Genomic DNA, 24308 nt, shown 5'->3' on the forward strand with positions numbered 1-24308 from the left:
GCTGCCGCAGGCTGCGATCTTTTGATCTTGCCCTTTAAAGCAATATCAAAAGATCGCAGCCTGCGGCAGCTCCTACATTGACCGGTTCAAGTTTGGTTTTCGGAGTCAACGCCCCTATGAAGCACAACGTCATCCTTGTCGTGCTCGACGGCCTCAACTACGAGGTCGCGCGCCACGCCATGGGGCATCTGCAGGCTTATGTTGGCGCAGGACGCGCCGCGCTCTATCAGTTGGAGTGCGAACTGCCGGCCCTGTCCCGACCGCTTTATGAATGCATCCTCACCGGCGTGCCGCCGATCGACAGCGGCATCGTCCACAACAACGTCTCGCGCCTGTCCAATCAGCGCAGCATTTATCACTACGCCCGCGATGCCGGTTTGAAGACCGCTGCGGCGGCGTATCACTGGGTCAGCGAGCTGTACAACCGCTCGCCATTCGTCGCCGCGCGCGACCGTCACACCGACAATCTGTCGCTGCCGATCCAGCACGGACACTTCTACTGGAACGACCACTACCCGGATTCGCACCTGTTCGCCGACGCGGAAAACCTGCGTCTGCGCCACGATCCGGATTTCCTGCTGATCCATCCGATGAACATCGACGATGCCGGGCACAAGCACGGGCTCGATTCGTCGCAGTACCGCAACAGCGCGCGTTCGGCGGACATCATCCTCGCCGACTATTTGCAGAGCTGGCTCGACGCTGGCTATCAGGTACTGGTGACCGCCGACCACGGCATGAACAACGACCGCTCGCACAACGGCCTGTTGCCGGAAGAACGCCAGGTGCCGCTGTTCGTTCTCGGCGACGCGTTCAGCCTCAGCGCTGATGCCGCGCCGAAGCAGACGGAAATCTGCGGCACGGTCTGCGAACTGCTCGGTGTGCCCCACGACAAACCTGTGTGCCGGGAGCTGCTCAAGTGAATGCCATGACTCGCGGAAAATGGCTGGCGGCGTTGTGCCTGGTGCCCTTCGCACTGTTCTTTATCGTCTTCGAAATCGCCCCGCTGGTCTGGGTGATGATCAACAGCCTGCAATCAGAAGAGTTCGGCTGGGGCGTCGAAAACTTCACGAAAATCTTCAGTTCGAAATTCTATTTGCAGGCGATCCAGTACAGCCTGGAGATCAGTTTCTGGTCGAGCGTATTCGGCATCATCATTGCCGTACTCGGTGCGTATTCCCTGCGCCGGGTCGATTCGAAGCTGCGCAACTTCGTCAACGCCTTCGCCAACATGACCAGCAACTTCGCCGGTGTGCCGCTGGCATTCGCCTTCATCATCCTGCTTGGTTTCAACGGCAGCATCACCATCATGTTGAAGCAGTCGGGGATCATTCAGGACTTCAACCTGTATTCGAAAACCGGGCTGATCATCCTCTACACCTACTTCCAGATTCCCCTTGGCGTGTTGCTGCTCTACCCGGCCTTCGACGCCTTGCGTGAGGACTGGCGCGAGTCGGCGGCGCTGCTCGGCGCCAACGGCTGGCAATTCTGGCGGCACATCGGTTTGCCGGTGCTGACCCCGGCGCTGCTCGGCACTTTCGTGATCCTGCTGGCCAACGCCCTCGGCGCCTACGCCACGGTGTATGCACTGACGACGGGAAATTTCAACGTCCTGCCGATTCGCATCGCGGCAATGGTTTCCGGTGATATTTCCCTCGACCCGAATCTGGCCAGCGCCCTGGCCGTGGTGCTGGTGGCGCTGATGACCATCGTCACTGTCGTGCATCAACTGCTGCTGAAGAGGAGCTACCATGTCTCGCGCTGAATCCGGCCCGGCCGGCCTCTACCACCGCGTCGTGGTCTACCTGCTGTTCGCGATCCTCTTGCTGCCGCTGGCGGGCACGCTGGTCTACTCGATCGCCAGCAGTTGGTCGGCGACCATCCTGCCCAGCGGCTTCACCTTCAAGTGGTACATCCAGTTGTGGAGCGATCCACGTTTCCTCCACGCCTTCGGCCAGTCGTTATTGGTGTGCGTGGGCGCGCTGGTGCTGTCGGTGGTGCTGATTCTGCCGCTGCTGTTCGTCGTGCATTACCACTTTCCGAAACTCGATGCGCTGATGAACATCCTGATCCTGCTGCCCTTCGCGGTGCCGCCAGTGGTGTCGTCGGTGGGCCTGCTGCAACTCTACGGTTCCGGGCCGATGGCGATGGTCGGTACGCCGTGGATCCTGATCGGTTGCTACTTCACCGTGGCGCTGCCGTTCATGTACCGGGCGATCACCAACAACCTGCAAGCAATCAACCTGCGCGACCTGATGGACGCCGCGCAACTGCTCGGCGCCAGCACCTTTCAAGCAGCAATTCTGGTGGTACTGCCGAACCTGCGCAAAGGCCTGATGGTCGCGTTGCTGCTGTCGTTCTCGTTCCTGTTCGGTGAGTTCGTGTTTGCCAACATCCTCGTCGGTACGCGCTATGAAACCCTGCAGGTTTACCTGAACAACATGCGCAACAGCAGCGGCCACTTCACCAGTGCGCTGGTCATCTCGTATTTCTTTTTCGTGCTGGTCCTGACCTGGATCGCCAACATCTTGAACAAGGACAAAAGCGAATGAGCTATGTCAGCGTCCAACACCTGCAGAAAAGCTACGCCGGCACCACGGTGTTCAGCGACATCGACTGCGAAATCAACAAGGGCGAATTCGTCACTCTGCTCGGCCCGTCCGGTTGCGGCAAGTCCACTCTTCTTCGTTGCATCGCCGGCCTGACGTCGGTGGATGGCGGCAGGATTCTGCTGGATGGCGTCGACATCGTGCCCTTAAGCCCGCAGAAACGCGGGATCGGCATGGTGTTCCAGAGCTACGCGCTGTTTCCCAACATGACCGTCGAGCAAAACGTTGCGTTCGGTTTGCGCATGCAAAAGGTCAACGCCGACGACAGTCATAAGCGCGTTGCTGAAGTGTTGAAACTGGTGGAGTTGAACGACTTTGCCAGCCGCTATCCGCATCAGCTGTCCGGAGGTCAATGTCAGCGTGTGGCCCTCGCCCGTTCGCTGGTCACGCGTCCACGCTTGTTGCTGCTGGATGAACCGCTCTCGGCACTCGATGCACGGATTCGTAAACACCTGCGCGAACAGATCCGCCAGATCCAGCGCGAACTCGGCCTGACGACGATTTTCGTTACTCACGATCAGGAAGAAGCGCTGACCATGTCTGATCGAATTTTCCTGATGAATCAGGGAAAAATCGTCCAGAGTGGCGACGCCGAAACCCTCTACACCGCACCGGTCGATGTGTTCGCCGCAGGCTTCATTGGCAACTACAACCTGCTCGATGCCGATGACGCTTCGAAATTGTTGCAGCGCCCGATCAATCACCGCATCGCCATTCGCCCGGAAGCCATCGAGCTGAGCTTGAACGGCGAACTCGATGCGCAGATCCGCAGCCACAGCCTGCTCGGCAACGTCATCCGCTATCGCGTCGAAGCGCGCGGCGTCGAACTGGTGGTGGATGTACTCAACCGCTCGGCGGCCGATCTGCATCCCGACGGTCAGCGCCTGGCGCTTTCCATCGATCCGACGGCCCTGTGCGAAGTAGCTTAAAAGCAGCTGCAAGCTTCGAGCTACAAGCTTCAAGTTGTAGACTGCGGCGAAGCTGATTCCAATTTTTGCAGCTCGAAGCTTGTAGCTCGCAGCTGTTCTCGGAGAGAACTGATGGCCCTGGCAATTTTTGATCTGGACGAAACGTTGATCCACGGCGACTGCGCCACCCTCTGGAGCGAGCAGATGGGGCGTTTGGGCTGGGTCGATCCCGAGTCGTTCATGCGCAAGAACAACGAACTGATGGACGCCTACAGCCATGGCAAATTGCGCATGGAAGAGTACATGGAGTTCAGCCTCGAACCGCTGATCGGGCGTACTGCGGAAGAAGTCGAGCACTTGGTCGGCCCTTGGGTGGAAGACTTCATTGAGCCGATCATTTTCAGCGACGCGACGAAAACCATCGCCGCGCATCGCAAGGCCGGCGACCGGATTCTGGTGATTTCGGCGTCGGGCACGCACCTCGTCAAACCAATTGCCGACCGTTTGGGCATCGATGAGATTCTCGGTATCGAACTGGAAGTCGCCCATGGCGTTTACAGCGGCCACACCGTTGGCACGCTGACCTACCGCGAAGGCAAGATCACCCGGTTGCTGGAATGGCTGGATGCGGAGGAGGAGAACCTGGAAGGCGCGAGTTTCTATTCCGACTCGCGCAATGATCTGCCGTTGTTGCTGAAGGTGGATTTCCCGCACGTGGTCAACCCGGATCCAGTGCTGCTTGAGCACGCCGAAAAAGCCGGCTGGCCTATTCATCTCTGGAAATAAAAGCAAACGGCAGCTCCTACATTTCCCCCTGTAGGAGCTGCCGAAGGCTGCGATCTTTTGATCCAGCCCTTCTAACAGCTCAAACTTTCGTCAATCACCAACACCAGTTTGCCCGCCACCGTATTACTCGCCAACTCCGCAAACGCCGCCTCGGCATCCTTCACGGCAAACGCCTTGGCCAACTGCGGACTCAACCGCCCCTCTGCAAACAACGGCCACACCTGCTGACCGAGATCACTCAACAGATCCGCCTTGAACTGATCGTCACGACTGCGCAACGTCGAACCGAGCAACTGCACGCGCTTGCCCAACACCTGCGCCAGATCCAGTTTCGCCTCGCGGCCGCCCATCAAGCCGATCAGCACCCAACGTCCGTCCAGCGCCATCAGCTTCAGATTCAGTGCCGAATAATTTCCGCCCACCGGATCAAGAATCACATTGAACGGCCCAAAGTCGCGCAGGCTTTCCAGATCGTCAGTGCGCACCACCCCGCCCTGCGCACCCAGCGCCTCGCAGTAAGCCAGACGCTCGGCGGAACCGACGCTGACCCAGCAGGGATTGCCAAACGCCTTGCACAACTGAATGGCGGCTGAACCGATTCCACTTGCTCCGGCGTGCAAGAGAACTTTCTCACCCGGTTTGAGCGCCGCAAGTTGAAACACATTCAGCCAGACTGTTGCGTAAACCTCAGGTAATGCGGCCGCCTCGATCAGCGAAACACCTTCAGGAACCGGCAGCACATGCCGTCCGTCGACCACCACCTCTTCGGCCATGCCACCCCCGGCCAGCAAGGCGCAAACCCGATCACCGACCTGCCACGAACTGCCCGCACCGACCTCGCTGATCACCCCGGAGCACTCCAGACCGAGCACCTGGCTGGCACCAGGCGGTGGCGGATAAAGCCCTGCCTTCTGTAATAAATCGGCGCGATTGAGGCCGGCTGCCGCCACTCGGATGCGAACTTGTCCTACATCGCATGTAGGACTCGGCTCCTCAACCCATGCCACTTGACCTTCAACGCCTTGCAATGCCTTCACAGTGCCTCCATAGTGAGTCTGGACTGAGCCCGAAGCTGTAGCGCCGGGCTTTTTGCATTATGCGACCGGCTCTCGTAGACCGGCGACTTCAAAGACGGCCTAATATGCGTTATCAATTGTCCCCGCGTCGAATCAGCATGAAGCATTTGCTCCCCAGCACCGCCCTCGCTCTTTTCATCGGTATCGGCCTGTTGCCGGTATCGGGCAGTACATTCGCAGCCAACAGCTGGGACAAGTTGCAGCCTGATCGCGATGAAGTCATCGCCAGCCTGAACGTCGTCGAGTTGCTCAAGCGTCACCACTACAGCAAGCCGCCGCTCGACGATGCGCGCTCGGTGATCATCTACGACAGCTACATCAAGCTGCTGGATCCGTCGCGCAGCTATTTCATGGCCAGCGACATCGCCGAATTCGACAAGTGGAAGACCCAGTTCGACGACTTCCTCAAAAGCGGCGACCTCAACGCCGGCTTCACCATCTACAAGCGCTATCTGGATCGCGTCAAGGCGCGTCTGGACTTCGCCATTGCCGAGCTGGACAAAGGCGTCGACAAGATGGACTTCAACAGCAAGGAGACCTTGCTGATCGATCGCAAGGATGCCCCTTGGCTCAAGTCCACTGCTGAACTCGACGACCTGTGGCGCAAACGCGTCAAGGACGAAGTCCTGCGCCAGAAGATCGCCGGCAAAGAGCCCAAGCAGATCCAGGAAACCCTGACCAAGCGCTACAAGAACCAGCTGGCGCGCTTGGACCAGACCCGTCCGGAAGATATCTTCCAGGCGTACATCAACACTTTCGCCATGTCGTACGATCCGCACACCAATTATCTGTCGCCGGATAACGCGGAAAACTTCGACATCAACATGAGCCTGTCCCTCGAGGGCATCGGTGCCGTGTTGCAGAGCGACAACGACCAGGTCAAAGTCGTGCGTCTGGTGCCGGCAGGCCCGGCCGACAAGACCAAGCAGGTCGCCCCGGCCGACAAGATCATCGGCGTTGCCCAAGGCAACAAAGAGATGGTCGACGTCGTCGGCTGGCGTCTGGACGAAGTGGTCAAGCTGATTCGTGGCCCGAAAGGCACCGTGGTGCGTCTGGAAGTGATTCCGGCGAGCAATGCGCCGAACGACCAGACCACCAAGATCGTGCCGATCACCCGTGAAGCGGTGAAGCTTGAAGATCAGGCCGTGAAGAAGTCCATCCTCAACCTGAAACAGGACGGCAAGGACTACAAGCTCGGCGTCATCGAGATCCCGGCCTTCTACCTCGACTTCAAGGCATTCCGTGCCGGTGATCCGGACTACAAGAGCACCACCCGCGACGTCAAGAAACTGCTGACCGAGCTGCAGAAAGACAAAGTCGACGGCGTAGTCATCGACCTGCGTAACAACGGTGGCGGCTCCCTGCAGGAAGCCACCGAGCTGACCAGCCTGTTCATCGACAAAGGCCCGACCGTACTCGTGCGTAATGCCGATGGCCGCGTCGACGTGCTCGAAGATGAAAACCCGGGTGCGTTCTACAAAGGCCCGATGGCGCTCCTGGTCAACCGCTTGTCCGCCTCGGCTTCGGAGATCTTCGCCGGCGCCATGCAGGACTACCACCGCGCGCTGATCATCGGTGGCCAGACCTTCGGTAAAGGCACCGTGCAGACCATTCAACCGCTGAACCATGGCGAACTGAAACTGACCCTGGCGAAGTTCTACCGGGTTTCCGGTCAGAGCACCCAGCACCAGGGCGTACTGCCGGACATCGACTACCCGTCGCTGATCGACACCAAGGAAATCGGTGAGAGCGCACTGCCGGAAGCCATGCCGTGGGACACCATCCGCGCGGCGATCAAACCGGCTGCCGATCCGTTCAAACCGTACCTGGCTCAGCTCAAGTCAGAGCATGATGCGCGCACGGCCAAAGACGCCGAGTTCGTGTTCATTCGTGACAAGCTGGCACTCGCGCAAAAGCTGATGGAAGAAAAAACCGTCAGCCTCAACGAAGCCGAGCGTCGCGCCCAGCACACTGACATCGACGCCAAGCAACTGGCGATGGAAAATATCCGTCGCAAAGCCAAAGGCGAAGAGCCGCTCAAAGAGCTGAAGAAAGAAGACGACGACGCGCTTACCGCCGCCGAGCCGGACAAGGTCAAACCAGAAGACGACGCCTACCTGAGCGAAACCGGGCGCGTGTTGCTGGATTACCTGAAGCTGAGCAATCAGGTGGCCAAGAAGTAACGTGATGGCAATTTAATGCTGACGATCCCCGGATCGTCATCAAACAGTCATCATTCTGTCGTGCAATAAAGGACTGGGAGCCACTCTCTTCACCGAGAGCGCTCCCAGTCCTTTTTTTATCGCCAGAGATTGCCATGACCACGACCGAACAGCTGGGTGCCTTGAGCTCGATCCTGACTCAAAGCGGATTGCACAGCCTGTTCCAGCCGATCATTTGCCTCTCCGAGCGACGCATTCTCGGTTACGAAGCCCTCACTCGCGGCCCGTCCAACAGCCCTCTGCACTCACCGATTGCCTTGTTTGCCGTCGCGCGTCAGGCCGGACGCCTGAGTGAACTGGAAATCGCCTGCCGACAAAGCGCCTGCCGCCGTTTCAACGAGCAGCAATTGCCGGGCAAACTGTTTCTCAACGTCTCTCCTGAATCCTTGCTCGAAGCTGCGCACCAGCCCGGACGTACACTGCAGCTGCTGCAAGACTTCGGCATCCCGCCGAGCCAGGTAGTTATCGAACTGACTGAACAAACGCCGATCGACGATTTCCAGTTGCTGCAAACCGCGCTGCATCACTACCGGGCGATGGGCTTTTCGATTGCGCTGGATGATCTTGGCGCCGGTTATTCAAGCCTGCGTTTATGGTCGGAACTGCGCCCGGATTACGTGAAGATCGATCGGCACTTCATCGACGGTATTCATCAGGACGCGCTGAAACGCGAGTTCGTCGGCTCAATCCTGCAAATCGCCAAAGCTTCACGGGCGCAGGTCATCGCTGAGGGTATTGAGTTACCTGAAGAGCTCGCAGTGTTGACCGAGATGGGTGTCGACCTGGTGCAGGGTTATTTGCTCGGTCGCCCACAGGAACATCCTCCCCGCGACGCCCGCGCCTTGATGCCCAAACACGACAGCAGCAACGTTGCGCTGAACGACGAAGGCAGCGACCTCAGTGCCCTGCTCAACGACCAACCGGCGGTCCATCGCGATACACCGACCGCCACCGTGCTGGAAGCCTTCCGCCGCCAGGCCAACCTCAACTCTCTGGCCGTGCTCGACGAACAAGGCCAGCCCTGCGGCATCGTCCATCGGCACTCGCTGTCCGATGCGTTGCTCAAACCGTTCGCCACCGACCTGTTCGCCCGCAAACCGATCAGCCGCCTGATGAACGACGATTTCCTCGCCGTGGAAATGAGCCAATCGCTGCAACAGGTCAGCCGCCTGATCACCAGCCGCGCCCGGCAGCGTATCGAAGAAGACTTCATCATCACCCTCAACGGCGGCTACCTCGGCTTGGGCCGAGTGATTGACGTGCTCAAACTGATCACTGAACTGAAAATCCAGCAAGCACGTTACGCCAATCCGCTGACCCTGTTGCCGGGCAATGTGCCGATTCAGCAATGCCTGACACGGTTGCTGCAACAGGCGCGCGAGTCGGTGATTTGTTATGTCGACATCGACAGCTTCAAGCCTTTCAACGATATCTACGGCTACGGTCGCGGTGACGAAGTCTTGCTGTGCCTGGCGCAATGCCTGAACGAACGGGTCGATCCGTCGCGCGACTTTGTGGGGCATATCGGCGGCGACGATTTCCTCCTCGTCCTAGGCCCCGAAGATTGGCGAAAACGCCTCAACCAGCTTCTTGACGATTTCCAGAGCCAATGTCGCCGCTTTTATCGGCCTGAACACCTTGAGGCTGGATGCTTTATCGCGCCGAATCGTCAGGGGATGCGCCAGGAGTTTCCGCTGCTGTCACTGTCCATCGGCGTTGTTCACCTGCACCCCGAAGCTTGCGCACAACTTGATGCGAGTCAGCTGGCGGAGATGGCTTCGCAGGCGAAGCACCATGCGAAGAACATTCCGGGGTATAGCGTGCATGTGATTGATAGTCTCATTGCATCCGAGCTACATCCAGCGCAGTTAATCGGGCAACGTTGACTTGATTTTTAGTCTACCAAGCCGACTTATCCTCACTTGCTGCCATCAACAGGTCCTCTTTCCAAACTTCTTTTGCCAATTTAAAGATATCTTGAAAAAAACAGCGAGGACTTTCTAATGAATACCATTCCTCGCGCGGCCAACTGTTTGCCTCGCACTCATCTATTTCGAATACAACTTGAAAATCGAAGCTTGGATCCTTAAGCGCTGCCTCTAAATTCTCAACGAGTACAAATTTATGTCTATGTGAGAAATAAGGCTGATTCAAGCAATATTTCCTTATTAGGATACTCCTATCAGTTCTATCGTTCGGATCATAAGCCTCGAGCTCTATACCCTTGGACTCCTCTCTATCATAAACATCAAACACCCCAACGAACCACATCAAGTCAGGTTCAAAACGCTCATTTAAAAATGGGTCCTTTAGCATTATTTCCCCTCCGCAGGGAAGCCTGTGAAAGGCTCCTGTGTATTCACTTTATCGAACTTCACCTCAAACCAATTCATATCCTCATTAAGCCCCGGTTTTTGCTTATCTTTTTTATTGGGTCTGTAACCGCGCCCAGCTCCAGGCAGTTCCAACCTGACTATCGGATTCTTCTTCTGATCCTTCCCTGTATGCCTAATCAATCCGTTTTTATCCTTCGTCATCGCTTTATTCAAGGCCCCCAAATGCATGCGCCAACTATGAAACTGAGAGCTTAGATTACCTTTGGCACCTTTCGGGACATCCCCGGTATGAGGATCAGCACCATCGATAGCTCGCTGTTTGAGGGCTAGATCGGGAATTTCCGAACCATGCTTTTTCACAGTGTGCATGTCATAAAGTTTTTCATATTCACTCACACGTTGCTTTGCATTCCCCTCCGCCAACTCATCAATCCTCGCCCTCCGCTCCTGCGCCGTCATCTTCGGCAGCGCAGGCCCGCCTTCATCAACTTTAGCGCCGCTGACATCTCCCGGCACTGCACAACCCGGCTTCTTCGGCGGAGGACAATTGGAACTCAACCCCAACGGATCCACCCACCCCGTCGGATTCGGCACGTACTGGTACTGATTCAACCCCCCAGCCAACTTGATGGGATCCGGCGTCAGATACCGTCCCAACCGCGGGTCGTAATACCGGTGCCGGTTGTAATGCAGCCCACTCTCCGCATCGAAATACTGCCCCTGAAACCGCAGCGGCTGATCGAGGTATTCCGCCGCCGCCAGGCTCAGCGCAGCGACTTTGCCGTAGGCGTCGTACTGCGCTGACCAGACAATCTCGCCGCTGTAATCGGTCAGCTCCAGCGGGGTGCCCAGGTGATCGAGTTGGTAATAAAACGGGCAGGCCTTTTTCGGGCCTTTGCCGTCGAGCAGGGCCAGCGGGCGGAAGGTTCCGGGTTCGTAGACGTAGCTGCGATATTCGTTTTGGCTGCTTTCGGCGACGAGGTTGTCGCCCTGCCAGAAGAATTCCGTGGTGACGCCGTTGACGGTTTTGCTGATGCGTCGGCCGAAGGCGTCGTACCTGTACGAGGCGGTTTGGCCGTCCGGACGGGTCAGGCCGATCAGGCGGTGCTGGCTGTCGTAGCGGTATTCGCTGACGAGTTTTTGCGCGGTGCCACGGCGTTCGCGGATCAGGTTGCCGAAGGCGTCGTAGTCGTAATGGCGGTCGCCCTGCATCAGCAGGCGGTTGCCCTTGATCTGGCTCGGGCCGGGGCGGTCCTGCATCAACAGGTTGCCGGCCGGGTCGTGAGCGAAGGACTCCGGCAGTTCGTCGCGCGAGTGGCGGACGCGGATCAAGCGGTCGAGGTTGTCGTAGCCGTAGGTGCGTTGGCCGTGGCGGGTGTCGGCGATGTGTTCCAGGTTGCCGTTGGCGCTGTAGGCATAGTCGCGGCGATACAGCGCATCGTGCGAATGTCCTACGGCATGGGCCAATAATCTTCCCTGATCGTCGTAGGCATATTCGCTGAGCAGCAGACCTTGCTGGCGTTGTTGTTCACGCCCGGACTGAAAGACGTGCGTGGTCAGTTGCGCACCGTTGAGGTCGATGCCGGTCAGCGCGCCGCCCTTGGCGTGGTGATACTCGAGTTTGCTGTTGTCCGGCAGGCGCAGACGTTTGAGCTGACCGCAGGCATCGTAGCTGTAGCGCAACGTGCCCCAGCCCTGATGCTCGGTGATCAGTCGATCCTGACGGTCGTATTCGAAGGCCAGCGGATGCTTCTGGCCGTCATCGACAGCGATCAAACGACCGAGGCAGTCGTATTGATAGGAGACCTTGACCCCGTCGGGCAAGGTTTTGACCAGCAGGCGCCCGGCAACATCGCGCGCATAAGCAGTGAGCAGCTGTGAGCCGTCATCACCAAACTCGATCTTCTCCAGCAGATGCCCATTGAGGTCATAGGCATACGCCGTGCGCCGCCCGTCGAAGCCAGTTTCCTGGCGGATCAGTCCCGTCGGCGTGTAGTCCAGTCGATACTTCTCGCCGGATTCGTTTTCAATCTCGGTGAGCAGCAGTTGCGCATGGTCGTAGCGGTACTGCACCCGCGTGCCGTCGGGGTTGATCTTTCGCGAGACCAGGTGCAAATCGTCGTCATATTCAAACCGGGTAACGCGCCCGAGTTCGTCGCGCTCGGCTGTCACCTGACCGTAAGCGCCGTAGCTGTAAGCCCGGGTGGCGCCGCCCGCCAACGTCGTCTGAACCAGTCGCCCCGCCGCATCCCACTGCTGACGCGTCAGCGCACCGTGTTCATCTATCGTGGTAGTCCGTCGTCCCAGCGCATCGTAGGAAAAGCGCCGCACACCACCGTCAGGCAGGGTTTCTTCAATAAGCTGGCCAAGCTCATTCCACGCCAGTCGATGCCGGCTGCTGTCCGGGTAGCGGATCGACAGCAATTGCCCGCGAACGTCGTAGTAGTAATGGGTGACCTTGCCGTCAGGATCGACCGCTTCGGTGACATCGCCCTCGGCATTGCGCCGATAAATCCACACCGCATCGCCACGTGAACGCCGGTAGAGGAAACCGTTGCGATACTCGTAGGACGTTGGCTCATCTTGCGCAGGAAGCAGCGCAATCAGTCGTCCGACCTCGTCGTAGCGGTATTCGGTAACAGCGCCTAAAGCATCCTGCTCGGCGATCAACCGTCCGGTCGCGTCGTAAGCCTTGAGCTGCTCGCCACCGTCGGCTTCAACCTTGCGTACCAAGCGCGCGCGGTCGTCGTGGACGTAAACCTCTTCGGTGCCATCGACGTAATGCACCGCGACGCTGCCGTTGTCGTCCCAGACATAGCGCGTGTCCATCTGCGAAAACGACGCCCAGTGCCGCACGCAACGCGCCGATGTCCCCGCGCGCTCCCACGCCCAGAAGAAACTCGCGCCGCCGGCCAGTTGCCGTTGCAGAATGACGTTGGCGTCGTCGTAGTCGTAACGCTCGCTGTCGCCGACCGCATTGCTCGCGGCCAACAAACGCTGACGGGCGTCGTAGCAATAGCTGACGAGGTTTTGCTCAGTCGTCCATTCGCCGCCCTGAAAACTCTGGTAATCCAGCGCAATCAACTGCGCCCGGTCATAGCGCAGCAACAGCGCGCGACCTGCGCCGTTATCCAGTCGCTGAATCCTGTCAGACCGATCGCGATGGACCGTCAGACGATTGCCATAAACATCACTGATCGCCGTCAGCCGACCCGCGCGAAAGTGATAGAACCGCGCCGCGTCCCCGGCCAGCGCAAGAATCAGTTCCTCCGGCTCATCCCCGAGAAAGATTGCCGCCCGCGACAAACTGTTGTGAATCGCCGGGCGAGCAACATTCGGCAACGGAAACCGCGTTCGCCGGTTCTCATGATCGATCCAGACGACAAAATCGCCCTCGAACACCAACCGATGCGCCAGCGAATGGCTCCAGCCAAAGCCCAGGCCAACGTCGATTTCCACCGCGCTGCTGCGATACAAACGGCTGAACTCGAACGGCAGCCGGCCATCGAGCACCGCATCGGTCAGGGTCAGCAACTCCTCGCCGGTGACCATCGACACCGGACAGCCGTTGGTGCAGGTCAGTAGCGCGCAATCGGCGCTGTCACCGTTGGGGTTTTTAGCTTGGTCAGAGGCGTCGTCGTGGTTTTCCTCTTTCTTTAGCGAGGCATTGCGTTGGGCATCCCAACGGAGCTGCATTCGACCCTTTTTCACGCCGGCGGCGATGCCACGGGCGGCGACCGATTTGTATTGATCAACGTATTTGATGAACCCCTCGACGATGCCAAACATCGCCTTCACCAAGCGCTTCACCGCTGACAGCAATTGCGCTGCGCGATCTGCCAGGCGCAGCGTCAGATAAGCGATCCCTGCGCCCGCCCCGACGAACGTCAGAACCACGCCGATCAACACGTCGATCAGCACCTGGACGATCACCATCGACGCCGCCTCAGCGGTTTTCCCGGCGATCTCGCTGGGCGGCAACATCTCCAGCCAGAGGCTTGCAGTGCGTAGCAGTAAACAGAGAGCCGCTTCGTCGCTGACCAGCAATTGCAGCTTTTCCATGACGTCGGGCGCCGTCGCAGCGAGCGCCATCAACTGCGTGGCACCCTCGCCCAATCGCTCGGCAAAAGCCCCTGGGTCCTTGAGAATGTCCGAAAGCAGACCAAGGCTGTCCCACACGCCTTCGATGGCTGCCCAGCTCCCGGCCAACATGCCGTTGCCAGCCGCAGTCGCCACCGACTGCGACCACTGCGGCTTGAAACCCTGCCACTCGCTACGCAGCCAGCCATTCAGCTCTGCTGTCAGGCCGTCATAGGCAGTGAACAAATCATCGACCTGACCGCTGGTGACTTTGTTGTGCACCAGCACGCGATAGAACTTGCCGGCGGTTCCTGTGAATGAGCCTTTGCCTTGCGCATCCAGAGTGATGGGAGTGGTTTCGCCGCTGTCCATGGCAATCACATCGACCACGATGTTGCCCAGCGGAATGTCGTACACCGACTCGAACTTGCTCTCGATCAGCATCGGGCCTGTCTGCGGACACTGGACGACGCCGGAGAAAAAATCGCTGTCGCTGCTGCTGACAGCGGTACTGCTGTCACCGAAGCGAATGATTCGCTCCATGCCCATCAGCGATGGCAGATTCGCCGCATGGCTGACCTTGTCCGCCGCACGACTGGCCCAATGCTTGAGCTGTTCGCGGTACAGGTTGAGGGAGTCGGGAAAGCTGTCGAGTTCCTGCTCGATACGGGTAACGGCGGCCATCAGCGCACGCGGGTGTGCGGATTGGACAGAGTAAGCGGGTCAAACATGAGCATTCCCTCGCGCAAAAATTAGGCGCGGGAACTGTGCGGGGGATCACTCAGGAAAGAAGTCAGGCAAGTAGGCGATGGCTGTAGGACTAATCCGTAAAAGCTACTCACATAAAAAACAGGCAGGCGAAAACGCAAACGTGGCGTGAGGTTTCCCTCACGCCACGTTTATGAAGCGGACAGTAGATATTCAGTGTGCAGAACGTTTGCTACTCAACGCCGCGCGAGCTGAGTTCTTTCAGCTTGAGTTCGGCCAATGGATGTCCGGCCTTGGCCGCCATCCCCCACCAGCGCGCAGCTTCATCAGGGTCAGGCGCCTTGCTCGGCGTACCTGCGAGGCTGATAACGCCGACCTGATAGGCCGCTTTGCCATCACCCGCCAACGCGGCCAGGCGCAGCAATCGCACGCCTTCCTCGCGAGCCCCCAGGCCCACACCACGAAAGGTCAGGATGTGCCCGTAAAAGCTTTGCGCGCCGACATCGCCAAGGTTGGCCATGCGCGCAAACTGCCCTTCGAGCCAGCGCCAGCCACGCGGTTGGCGGACAAACCATGACCAGTGAAACAGCCTGCGGGCCAGCCAGTAACTGGCCCGCGCCTTGAGTCGTAAGAACACTCAGGCCTCCGCCGATTCCGGGTACTCGTACTCAAAGACACGGACCACTTCCGACGCATGCCAGGAAGCGGCGGCGACGCCATCGGACGGCCCGGAAAACCGCCCGAGACGTTCGACGCATTCAAAAAAACCGGTGCGTGGCAGGCGACTGGCGCCCTGGCTGATGACCAGCGAGCTGCGCAACGGTTGTTCGGCCTTGGCATCCAGCGCGGCCAGATGTTCCAGCGCCGCGGTCAGCGTCTGCATCGCCGGCGTCGGCAATTGCAGGCGTTCGAGCAGCGCCCGATACGTCAGCAGATGGCGCTGACGGCGCGCCTGATCGAGTTCTCCGAGCAATCCGTCCCAATGTTGACGACTGATGCGTACGCTCACGATTCGTCCCTCCAACCTGGCACCGTCAATTCCCAGGCCAGACTGCGGCGAATCGCGGCGTCGGGCTGACGCTCGCCACTTTCAATCAAGGCCAGATAAGACGGGCTGATGCCTACCGTGCGGGCCAACGCCTCGATGGCGATGCCCTTCCCTTCGCGCAAACTGCGTAGTTGATCCAGACCGGGAAGAATCGGGTCTGGCGTTGCCGCGAGGGGCGCTGAAGCCTGTCGCGACGGTTTTTCGTTGATACCTGCTGCTTTCAGTAGAGCCTGATATTGAGCCCAAGGCAGAACCGCGTATTCGGGTTCGCCATCGCGTGCAATTATCTGAATATCCATGACTACCCCGTAGGACAACAACACTTAGCGAGTCGGCACTTTTCCCTAGAAGTGTAATCCTAACAGCGGCTAAGGTCGCGGGGGGTATCTATCTGTTGCAGTGCTGAATGAATCAGTGCTTTTTCGGGCCTTGAAGTTGAAGTTGCTCAGGGGAATCGGGCAGGCGTTCAACCACGGCAAGTTTTTCCGGTTGCTGGCGATTTCGCCAAACACGGAAAGCGTTGAGCTCATCGTCGAGGGTTTTCATTACCCAAGCGAGGACAGCGATGTCGTCGAGCATGCCGAACACCGGGATGAAATCCGGAATGGCATCGACCGGGCTGAGGAAGTACATCAACCCCGCCACTACCGAGACCAGCGCTTTGCCACTGATCGCGCGGTAGTCACCACGCCAGTAGGCCAGGCACAGGGCCTGGAGCAAACGCAGGTCATCCTTGAGTTTGCCGAGGCGATTGCCTTGCGCGGCGCCTTTGCTGGCCACGGCGAACAGCAACGTCGGTAAACGTCCACGGGCGAGCAGTCGGCCAGCCAGGGGCAGGAATCGAGCGAAATTCCACGGAGCTTTCATCTATTCCTCCCGTTGAAATGTTATCCACACAAATTGTGGATAACCTTGTGAACAGAGCTGCATTTCAGCGCTGAGAGCCCCGTTTTATAAGGGCTGCGCTCAGATCGGGCGTTTTTTACTCACATAAAAAACCCCAATATTTCATTGACTTGGCGGCTCAGGGCGTCTAGCGCTGCAGCCTCAAAGCTATGACTCCCCTGACCGGCATCGGTTCGCTCTGTTTACCCTTGCCAACGAGCAGATGCAACAACGCCCCGCATAAGCGAGGCGTTGTTGTTGAAACCGAGGCCGATTACTTGGCGGCAGCGGCGTCTTCTTTGGCTGGATCCTTGATGGCCAGCAGTTCCAGGTCAAAGACCAGAACCGAGTTGGCCGGGATTGCCGGGCTTGGCGACTGTGCGCCGTAAGCCAGATCGCTAGGGATGTACAGTTTGTACTTCTCGCCAACGTGCATCAGTTGCAGACCTTCAACCCAACCCGGAATCACGCCGCTCACCGGCAGATCAATCGGGCTGCCGCGCTCGACGGAGCTGTCGAATACGGTGCCGTTGGTCAGCTTGCCGGTGTAGTGAACAGTCACTACGTCGGTAGGTTTAGGCTGTGGGCCGTCGGCTTTCTTGACCACTTCATACTGCAGGCCGGAAGCCGTGGTAGTCACACCGGCTTTCTTGCCGTTTTCTTCGAGGAATTTCTTGCCGGCAGATGCCGACTCTTCGCTCATCTTGGCCATGCGCTCTTCAGCACGTTTTTGCAGCGCAGCGAAGGCTTCGACCAGTTCTTCGTCTTTCAGCTTCTGTTCTTTCTTGCCGACGGCATCTTCGATGCCCTGAGCTACCGCTTTGGAGTCCAGATCATCCATGCCTTCCTGAGCAAGGCTCTTGCCCATGTTCAGGCCGATACCGTAGGAAGCTTTTTGCGCCGGGGTTTTCAGCTCTACGCTGGTCTGCGAATCACAACCCGCGAGGACCAGGCTAACCAGGGCAACCGCCGCCGCCAACCGATGCTGTTTCATGCTATTTCCTTGTTCATGCGCCGAAAGGGCAATCGAGTAAAGCCGCGAGCTTATCAGGCCGCCACGACCAATGGCTACCGGCATGAGAGCAGGAATCTTCCGATAAGTTCAGGGATTAAAACGCATTTGGCTAAAGCCATGATGAAGCTTCTGTCATCTGCACCAGAGAACAACAGACTCCGGTTCCCACAGCATCTGGCGTAATGGCCACTTGCCGCATCGGGTCTGGCTCAGGCATAACAGCGCAACAAATCGACAAGGATGTTTATCTTGCGCCTCTTATTCCGTGTTCTGACCCTGATCGTGGTGCTGCTGGGACTTATCCTGGCGGTGGTTCTCTATTACGTCGCCAACCCGAAATTGCCCTTCTACACCCCCGTGCAACAGGTGCATTACCTGAATCAATGGAGCGAGGAACAGCGGCAAACCTATTACTTCACGCCCCAAGGCACTCAGGTCAAAGGCCTGCGTTACGAATGGTTCCAGGCATTGGAGCTACCCTTCTCGGAGCAGCGTTTCGCCGCCCCCGAGTACCTTGCGCGGTTTGGTTTTCTGATCGATCCGCAGCAGCGGGCCACGCCGAATAACCCGGCCAATCTGCCGCCAGGTTTTGCCCGGCATCAGAATCCCGGCAGTTCCGAGCAATATCTGGACATAACTTGCGCCGCTTGCCACACCGGCGAATTGCATTTCAAAGGCCAGGCTGTGCGCATTGATGGCGGCACGGCGCAGCATGTGTTGCCATCCAGCGTTCCTACATTACGCGGTGGCAGTTTCGGACAAGCATTGGTCGCCAGTCTGACCTCGACGTACTTCAATCCGTGGAAATTCGAACGTTTCGCCCGCAACGTATTGGGCGACGAATACGACGCGCGCCATAAGCAACTGCGCGAGGACTTCAAAGACTCGCTGAACACCTTCCTCAAAGTCGCCTGGAACGACACCCATCGCGGCCTCTATCCGACCGAAGAAGGCCCGGGGCGCGCCGATGCATTCGGGCGAATCGCCAATGCCACCTTCGGCGATGCCATTTCTCCCGCCAACTATCGGGTGGCCGATGCGCCGGTGGATTACCCGCAATTGTGGGACATGTGGACGTTTGACTGGGTGCAATGGAACGGTTCGGCGCAGCAGCCGATGGCGCGCAATATCGGTGAGGCGCTCGGCGTCGGCGCTACCCTGAATTTCTTCGACGCCAATGGTCAGCCCCTGCAAGGCGACGAGCGCTACGCCTCCAGCGTTCGTGTGCGCGATTTGCACAAGATCGAGCAAACCCTGCAAAAACTTCAGCCGCCGGCCTGGCCGGAAGATCTGTTTGGTGCCGTCGACAAGCCACTGGCTGCCAAGGGCCGTGCGCTGTTCAGTGAGAACTGCGCTGGTTGCCACGTCCCGCGCCAGACCCGCGTAGGCGAGCGCTGGGTGCAGCATTTGCACATGTTGCCAGTCGATGTGATCGGCACCGATGCCAACGCTGCCAACAACATTGCCAGCCATCGTTTCGACCTGACGCCGCTGCAATGGGATCTGCAAGAACTGGAAAAGATGGATGTCAAACTGCACCCGACGCCCAAGGAACCCATGAATCTGAGCCAGTTGTCGGTCGCCAAGGGGCTGGCCTATGTCACTGCATTTGTCGAAAACCGCGCCTATCGCGAAGCCGAAGTCACACCGGAAGAAAAACCCGAACTCGATGGCTTCGGCCTGCCGATCGGCGTGCGTGAAAAAGTCGCCTACAAGGCACGGCCACTGGCTGGCGTCTGGGCCACCGCGCCGTTTCTGCACAACGGTTCGGTGCCGAGCATTTATCAGTTGCTGTCGCCGCAGGATGAACGCGCGAGCACGTTCTTTAAAGGCACCTTCGAATACGATCCACGGCATCTGGGCTATCGCACCGAAGCCTTCACCAATGGCTTTTTGTTCGACACGCGCATCAGCGGCAACCACAACAGCGGTCATGAGTTTCGCGCTGGCGCACGGGGCAATGGCGTCATCGGGCGACTGTTGCAACCCGAAGAACGCTGGGCGTTGCTGGAATACCTGAAAGTCCTCGGCGGCCCACTGGAGGCGCAATTGCCATGATCCTGCCCACCTTCAAGAAAGAACTGCCGATGTTTGCCCGGCTCTGGTTGTGGCTGGGGCGATTGCTCGGCAAAGTCCTGCTGCTCCTGCTCGTTATCGGCCTGCTCGGCTGGGCCATCGCCACCGCGTGGTTTGCCTGGCAGCATCGTGGGCCGGTGTCGACGCTGGAGCAGATTCCGCCCGGTGAAGCGGCGATGACTCAAGACGTGATCCAGACGGCGGTGCGCATCGTCGATCAACACCGCGAACCCACGCGATATCTGCGCGATGCGCATGCCAAGGCACATGGCTGTGTGAAGGCTGAAGTGCGCGTGCTGCCGGAACTGGCGCAATCGCTGCGCCAAGGCGTATTCAGCGAGCCGGGGAAAACCTGGCAGGCGATGATTCGTCTCTCGAATGGCAATGCCTACCCGCAATTCGACAGCATTCGTGATGCGCGGGGCATGGCGATCAAATTGCTCGATGTGTCGGGCAAACAGCTGCTGGGCGACCGTCAGGAGCGCCGCGAACAGGATTTCGTGATGTTCAGCCATCCGAACTTCTTCGTCAGCGATGTCGCCGAGTACCGCCAGAATGTCGCGGCTCAGGCTGACGGCAAAAAGGTCATGGCGTTTTTTCCGGGCTGGGATCCACGTACCTGGCAGATTCGCCATTTGTTCATTGCGCTGGCGACCCTGTCACCGCCGCCGGACAGCCCGACCGGGACTACCTACTTTTCGGTATCGCCCTACAAATTTGGCGAGGCCAATGCGAAGTTTCGAGTGATGCCGGATCCCGACAACTGTCGGCTTTACACCCTGCCCAAGCAGAATCATGACCTGCCGAACTTCCTGCGCAGTGCGCTGAATCAGCAGTTGTCGACGGATCGGGTGCCGGCGTGTTTCGTCCTGCAGATCCAGCGCCAGGATGCGAACACCTACATGCCGGTCGAAGACACCAGTATTGAATGGCGCGAGCAGGACTCACCCTTTGAAACCGTGGCGCGGATCACCCTGCCACCACAGGACTTCGATACGCCGGCGTTGAATCTGGCGTGCGACAACCTGTCGTTCAATCCGTGGTTCGGAATCGAGGCGCACCGGCCGATTGGCGGGATCAACCGCTTGCGCAAAGCGGTGTATGAGGCGGTGAGCGACTACCGCCATCGCCAGAATGCCAGCCAGTAACTGCGCTGCCCCCCTGTAGGAGCTGTCGAGTGCAACGAGGCTGCGATTTTCTGATCTTCTGATCTTCTGAAAGCAAGATCAAAGGATCGCAGCGTGCCGCAGCTCCTACAGGAGGTTTTGGTGATTTCGTTGAATCGCAGACAGCAAAAAGCCCGCACAAGGCGGGCTTTCTGTGGACTCTGGCGTTCAGTGTTCCAGATTCCGAATATGGCGCAGCGGACGGGACTCGAACCCGCGACCCCCGGCGTGACAGGCCGGTATTCTAACCGACTGAACTACCGCTGCGCGAAACGCTTGAAACGAATGGTGGGTGATGACGGGATCGAACCGCCGACATTCTGCTTGTAAGGCAGACGCTCTCCCAGCTGAGCTAATCACCCTTCGCTTCGTTACGGGACGCATTATGCCACAAGTTTTCGTAAAGTGTTGATTTAATTGAAGTTTTTTTCAAATAAATCCGAAAACCGGTAAAACGACACATCCCGCGGGTACAACTGTACAAACCTTGAGGCAGAAAAAAACCCGCTTCAGCGGGTTTTTCCGTGGTGACCTGGCGTTCAGTGGTCCAGGTTACCGAATATGGCGCAGCGGACGGGACTCGAACCCGCGACCCCCGGCGTGACAGGCCGGTATTCTAACCGACTGAACTACCGCTGCGCTAAACACTTGAAACGAATGGTGGGTGATGACGGGATCGAACCGCCGACATTCTGCTTGTAAGGCAGACGCTCTCCCAGCTGAGCTAATCACCCTTCGCTTCGGTGTGGCGCGCATTCTACGGAGCGACCCAACCTCTGGCAAGCACTTTTTTAAATAATTTTCTCAGGCCTTCCAAAGGCTTAGAGAAGGGTTGGCCTATGAAGCGGCGAAGACAATAATGCCCCCCTTTGTATAAAGGAGAGACTCACCCCATGTGGTTCAAAAACCTGCTTATCTATCGCCTGACCCAAGACCTGCCTGTCGATGCCGAGGCGCTGGAAACTGCACTGGCCACCAAACTGGCGCGTCCATGTGCAAGCCAGGAGTTGACCACCTACGGTTTCGTCGCGCCGTTCGGCAAAGGCGAAGATGCTCCACTGGTGCACGTCAGCGGTGACTTCCTGCTGATTTCCGCACGTAAAGAAGAACGCATTCTGCCGGGCAGCGTCGTGCGTGACGCGGTCAAGGAAAAAGTCGAAGAGATCGAAGCCGAGCAGATGCGCAAGGTCTATAAGAAGGAACGCGATCAGATCAAGGATGAAATCATCCAGGCCTTCCTGCCGCGCGCCTTTATCCGTCGCTCGTCGACCTTCGCCGCCATCGCGCCGAAACAGGGTCTGATCCTGGTCAACTCGGCCAGCCCGAAACGCGCCGAAGACCTGCTGTCGACCCTGCGTGAAGTGATCGGCACCCTGCCCGTCCGTCCGCTGACCGTGAAAATGTCGCCAACCGCGACCATGACCGAATGGGTCACCACGCAGAAAGCCGCTGACGACTTCTATGTACTGGACGAGTGCGAACTGCGCGACACCCACGAAGACGGCGGCATCGTCCGTTGCAAGCGTCAGGACCTGACCAGCGAAGAAATCCAGCTGCACCTGAGCACTGGCAAAGTCGTCACGCAGCTGTCGCTGGCCTGGCAGGACAAGTTGTCGTTCATGCTCGACGACAAGATGACCGTCAAGCGTCTGAAGTTCGAAGATCTGTTGCAGGATCAGGCGGAACAGGACGGCGGCGATGAGGCTCTGGGGCAACTGGATGCGAGCTTCACCCTGATGATGCTGACGTTCGGCGACTTCCTGCCGGCGCTGGTTGAAGCGTTGGGTGGGGAAGAGACTCCGCAGGGGATCTAAACCCTTGTGATGTCCAAACTGTAGGAGTGAGCCTGCTCGCGATGAGGGACTGACATTCAACACCACTGTTGACTGAACGACCGCCATCGCGAGCAGGCTCACTCCTACATTTGTTTTGTGGTGTTGATTTAATAATAAGGACCAAGCCGTGCGCGCACTGGCTGCACTCAGCCGCTTTGTCGGCAATACCTTCGCTTACTGGGTTCTGATTTTCGCCGTATTGGCGTTCATGCAACCAGCGTGGTTCCTCGGCCTCAAAGGCGCCATCGTGCCGCTGCTTGGCCTGGTGATGTTCGGCATGGGCCTGACCCTCAAACTCGACGACTTCGCTGCTGTCGCGCGCCATCCATGGCGTGTGGCGCTGGGCGTGGTTGCCCATTTCGTGATCATGCCCGGCGTGGCGTGGTTGCTTTGCCAGGTGTTTCATCTGCCGGCGGAAATCGCCGTCGGGGTGATTCTGGTTGGCTGCTGCCCGAGCGGCACCTCTTCCAATGTGATGACCTGGCTGGCGCGCGGCGATCTGGCGCTGTCGGTCGCCATCGCCGCCGTCACCACCCTCCTCGCGCCACTGCTGACTCCGGCGCTGATCTGGCTCTTGGCTTCGGCGTGGTTGCCGGTGTCGTTCATGGAGCTGTTCTGGTCGATCCTGCAAGTGGTGTTGTTGCCGATCATTCTCGGCGTGGTTGCCCAGCGCCTGCTCGGTGACAAGGTTCGTCATGCCGTGGATGTGTTGCCGCTGGTGTCGGTGGTCAGCATCGTGATTATCGTCACTGCCGTGGTCGCCGCCAGTCAGGCGAAAATCGCCGAATCCGGCCTGTTGATCATGGCCGTGGTGATGCTGCACAACAGCTTCGGGTACTTGCTGGGTTACTTCACCGGTCGGCTGTTCAAGCTGCCGCTGGCGCAACGCAAATCACTGGCACTGGAAGTCGGCATGCAGAACTCGGGATTGGGCGCCGCATTGGCCAGCGCACACTTCTCGCCACTGGCGGCGGTACCGAGTGCGTTGTTCAGTGTTTGGCACAATATTTCCGGGGCGCTGCTCTCGACCTATTTCCGCCGCATGAGCGAGAAGGAAGACCGTGAGGCCTTGGCGCAACAAACCACCGACTGACCTGCAAACTTGATCCGCGGATTAATGCTCGTCACACTATTGCGCAACGCGGGGACGACCCTGCGGCTCGATCGAGTCATTAATCTGGGGACGACCCCGTCAATCGATGGAGGTCTCTCATGTCCTGGATCATTCTGTTTTTCGCCGGCCTGTTCGAAGTCGGCTGGGCCGTCGGCCTGAAATACACCGACGGCTTCACCCGCCCGTTACCTACCGTTTTGACCATTGCGGCCATGGCCATCAGCCTTGGCCTGCTCGGCCTGGCGATGAAGGAATTGCCGCTGGGCACGGCGTACGCGATCTGGACCGGCGTCGGTGCCGTGGGCACGGTGATTGCCGGGATCATTTTGTTTGGCGAGTCGATGGCGTTGATTCGATTGGCCAGCGTGGCGTTGATCATCACCGGGTTGATCGGCCTCAAGGTCAGCGCCTAGGCCTCTACCGCTATCGCGAGCAGGCTCACTC

The 24308-nt window shown here is 58.5% G+C and carries 20 protein-coding genes and 4 tRNA genes; 12 read left to right on the forward strand and 12 right to left on the reverse strand.

The genetic code is table 11. The annotated features are described in order from the left end of the window. Positions 1 to 116: 116 nt before the first annotated feature. The 5 genes from QOL84_RS10550 (at position 117) to QOL84_RS10570 (ending at position 4303) form a co-directional block, all read left to right on the forward strand. Entirely contained in the window at positions 117 to 923 is an 807-nt protein-coding gene (locus QOL84_RS10550; RefSeq protein ID WP_283437173.1) for an alkaline phosphatase family protein, read from the forward strand. A gap of 5 nt (positions 924 to 928) precedes the next feature. Continuing rightward, positions 929 to 1765, forward strand: a complete 837-nt coding sequence (locus tag QOL84_RS10555; RefSeq protein ID WP_164979467.1) for an ABC transporter permease — start codon at positions 929 to 931, stop codon at positions 1763 to 1765. After that, positions 1752 to 2552 (forward strand): ABC transporter permease, encoded by an 801-nt coding sequence (locus QOL84_RS10560; RefSeq protein WP_008083711.1) that lies wholly within the window; start codon positions 1752 to 1754, stop codon positions 2550 to 2552. The genes QOL84_RS10555 and QOL84_RS10560 overlap by 14 nt, the downstream gene beginning before the upstream one ends. Continuing rightward, on the forward strand, positions 2549 to 3538 hold the full coding sequence (locus QOL84_RS10565) for an ABC transporter ATP-binding protein (RefSeq protein ID WP_283437174.1): 990 nt from the start codon (positions 2549 to 2551) through the stop codon (positions 3536 to 3538). Before QOL84_RS10560 ends, QOL84_RS10565 begins: the two co-directional genes overlap by 4 nt. A 111-nt stretch (positions 3539 to 3649) precedes the next feature. Then, on the forward strand, positions 3650 to 4303 hold the full coding sequence (locus QOL84_RS10570; RefSeq protein WP_283437175.1) for an HAD family hydrolase: 654 nt from the start codon (positions 3650 to 3652) through the stop codon (positions 4301 to 4303). Between the two features lie 71 nt (positions 4304 to 4374). Here QOL84_RS10570 and QOL84_RS10575 read toward each other — a convergent pair whose 3' ends face one another. Next, positions 4375 to 5340 (reverse strand): zinc-binding dehydrogenase, encoded by a 966-nt coding sequence (locus QOL84_RS10575; RefSeq protein WP_283437176.1) that lies wholly within the window; start codon positions 5338 to 5340, stop codon positions 4375 to 4377. Between the two features lie 137 nt (positions 5341 to 5477). Between QOL84_RS10575 and QOL84_RS10580 the strand changes: the two genes are divergently transcribed. After that, positions 5478 to 7562, forward strand: coding sequence for a carboxy terminal-processing peptidase (locus QOL84_RS10580; protein ID WP_164979414.1), 2085 nt, complete (start codon positions 5478 to 5480; stop codon positions 7560 to 7562). A gap of 134 nt (positions 7563 to 7696) precedes the next feature. Next, positions 7697 to 9487, forward strand: coding sequence for a bifunctional diguanylate cyclase/phosphodiesterase (locus tag QOL84_RS10585; RefSeq protein ID WP_129391218.1), 1791 nt, complete (start codon positions 7697 to 7699; stop codon positions 9485 to 9487). A gap of 13 nt (positions 9488 to 9500) precedes the next feature. On the opposite strand, the gene QOL84_RS10590 is transcribed toward QOL84_RS10585, so the two are convergent. The 7 genes from QOL84_RS10590 to bamJ all read right to left on the reverse strand — a co-directional run bounded on the left by QOL84_RS10590 (position 9501) and on the right by bamJ (position 17652). Beyond that, positions 9501 to 9917: a hypothetical protein gene (locus tag QOL84_RS10590; protein WP_283437177.1), complete on the reverse strand. Its 417-nt coding sequence runs from the start codon at positions 9915 to 9917 to the stop codon at positions 9501 to 9503. Continuing rightward, positions 9917 to 14701 (reverse strand): RHS repeat-associated core domain-containing protein, encoded by a 4785-nt coding sequence (locus QOL84_RS10595; protein WP_283437178.1) that lies wholly within the window; start codon positions 14699 to 14701, stop codon positions 9917 to 9919. Before QOL84_RS10595 ends, QOL84_RS10590 begins: the two co-directional genes overlap by 1 nt. Before the next feature lie 256 nt (positions 14702 to 14957). After that, positions 14958 to 15362 carry an SEL1-like repeat protein gene (locus tag QOL84_RS10600; protein WP_283437179.1) on the reverse strand — a complete coding sequence of 135 codons (405 nt, stop codon included), beginning with the start codon at positions 15360 to 15362 and terminating at the stop codon, positions 14958 to 14960. Beyond that, positions 15363 to 15734 (reverse strand): hypothetical protein, encoded by a 372-nt coding sequence (locus QOL84_RS10605; protein ID WP_003223109.1) that lies wholly within the window; start codon positions 15732 to 15734, stop codon positions 15363 to 15365. Beyond that, positions 15731 to 16072, reverse strand: a complete 342-nt coding sequence (locus QOL84_RS10610; protein ID WP_283437180.1) for a helix-turn-helix domain-containing protein — start codon at positions 16070 to 16072, stop codon at positions 15731 to 15733. The genes QOL84_RS10605 and QOL84_RS10610 overlap by 4 nt, the downstream gene beginning before the upstream one ends. A 112-nt stretch (positions 16073 to 16184) precedes the next feature. Then, complete coding sequence (locus QOL84_RS10615) at positions 16185 to 16640, reverse strand: YkvA family protein (RefSeq protein WP_283437181.1); 456 nt, start codon at positions 16638 to 16640, stop codon at positions 16185 to 16187. A gap of 292 nt (positions 16641 to 16932) precedes the next feature. After that, positions 16933 to 17652 carry a BamJ family beta-barrel-assembly machinery protein gene (gene bamJ, locus QOL84_RS10620; RefSeq protein ID WP_064117321.1) on the reverse strand — a complete coding sequence of 240 codons (720 nt, stop codon included), beginning with the start codon at positions 17650 to 17652 and terminating at the stop codon, positions 16933 to 16935. A gap of 270 nt (positions 17653 to 17922) precedes the next feature. Here bamJ and QOL84_RS10625 point away from each other — a divergent pair, with 270 nt between their 5' ends. Beyond that, positions 17923 to 19731 carry a di-heme-cytochrome C peroxidase gene (locus QOL84_RS10625; RefSeq protein ID WP_283437182.1) on the forward strand — a complete coding sequence of 603 codons (1809 nt, stop codon included), beginning with the start codon at positions 17923 to 17925 and terminating at the stop codon, positions 19729 to 19731. Positions 19732 to 19760: 29 nt separating this feature from the next. Then, entirely contained in the window at positions 19761 to 20897 is a 1137-nt protein-coding gene (locus QOL84_RS10630; RefSeq protein ID WP_283438646.1) for a catalase family protein, read from the forward strand. Between the two features lie 208 nt (positions 20898 to 21105). Here QOL84_RS10630 and QOL84_RS10635 read toward each other — a convergent pair. The 4 genes from QOL84_RS10635 to QOL84_RS10650 all read right to left on the reverse strand — a co-directional run bounded on the left by QOL84_RS10635 (position 21106) and on the right by QOL84_RS10650 (position 21649). Beyond that, positions 21106 to 21182: transfer RNA gene (locus QOL84_RS10635), tRNA-Asp, on the reverse strand. Between the two features lie 19 nt (positions 21183 to 21201). Then, positions 21202 to 21277 (reverse strand) — tRNA-Val (locus QOL84_RS10640). Positions 21278 to 21477: 200 nt separating this feature from the next. Further along, a tRNA-Asp gene (locus tag QOL84_RS10645) sits at positions 21478 to 21554 on the reverse strand. Positions 21555 to 21573: 19 nt separating this feature from the next. Continuing rightward, a tRNA-Val gene (locus QOL84_RS10650) sits at positions 21574 to 21649 on the reverse strand. A gap of 159 nt (positions 21650 to 21808) precedes the next feature. Here QOL84_RS10650 and rdgC point away from each other — a divergent pair. From rdgC to sugE, 3 genes are all read left to right on the forward strand, one after another. Continuing rightward, positions 21809 to 22729 carry a recombination-associated protein RdgC gene (gene rdgC / locus QOL84_RS10655; RefSeq protein WP_007919763.1) on the forward strand — a complete coding sequence of 307 codons (921 nt, stop codon included), beginning with the start codon at positions 21809 to 21811 and terminating at the stop codon, positions 22727 to 22729. Between the two features lie 148 nt (positions 22730 to 22877). Next, positions 22878 to 23843 (forward strand): bile acid:sodium symporter family protein, encoded by a 966-nt coding sequence (locus QOL84_RS10660; RefSeq protein ID WP_283437183.1) that lies wholly within the window; start codon positions 22878 to 22880, stop codon positions 23841 to 23843. 119 nt (positions 23844 to 23962) lie between these two features. Next, positions 23963 to 24277 carry a quaternary ammonium compound efflux SMR transporter SugE gene (sugE, locus tag QOL84_RS10665; protein ID WP_122597317.1) on the forward strand — a complete coding sequence of 105 codons (315 nt, stop codon included), beginning with the start codon at positions 23963 to 23965 and terminating at the stop codon, positions 24275 to 24277. Positions 24278 to 24308 lie beyond the last annotated feature (31 nt).

The sequence above is a fragment of the Pseudomonas helmanticensis genome, from assembly GCF_900182985.1.
Lineage (GTDB): Bacteria > Pseudomonadota > Gammaproteobacteria > Pseudomonadales > Pseudomonadaceae > Aquipseudomonas > Aquipseudomonas helmanticensis.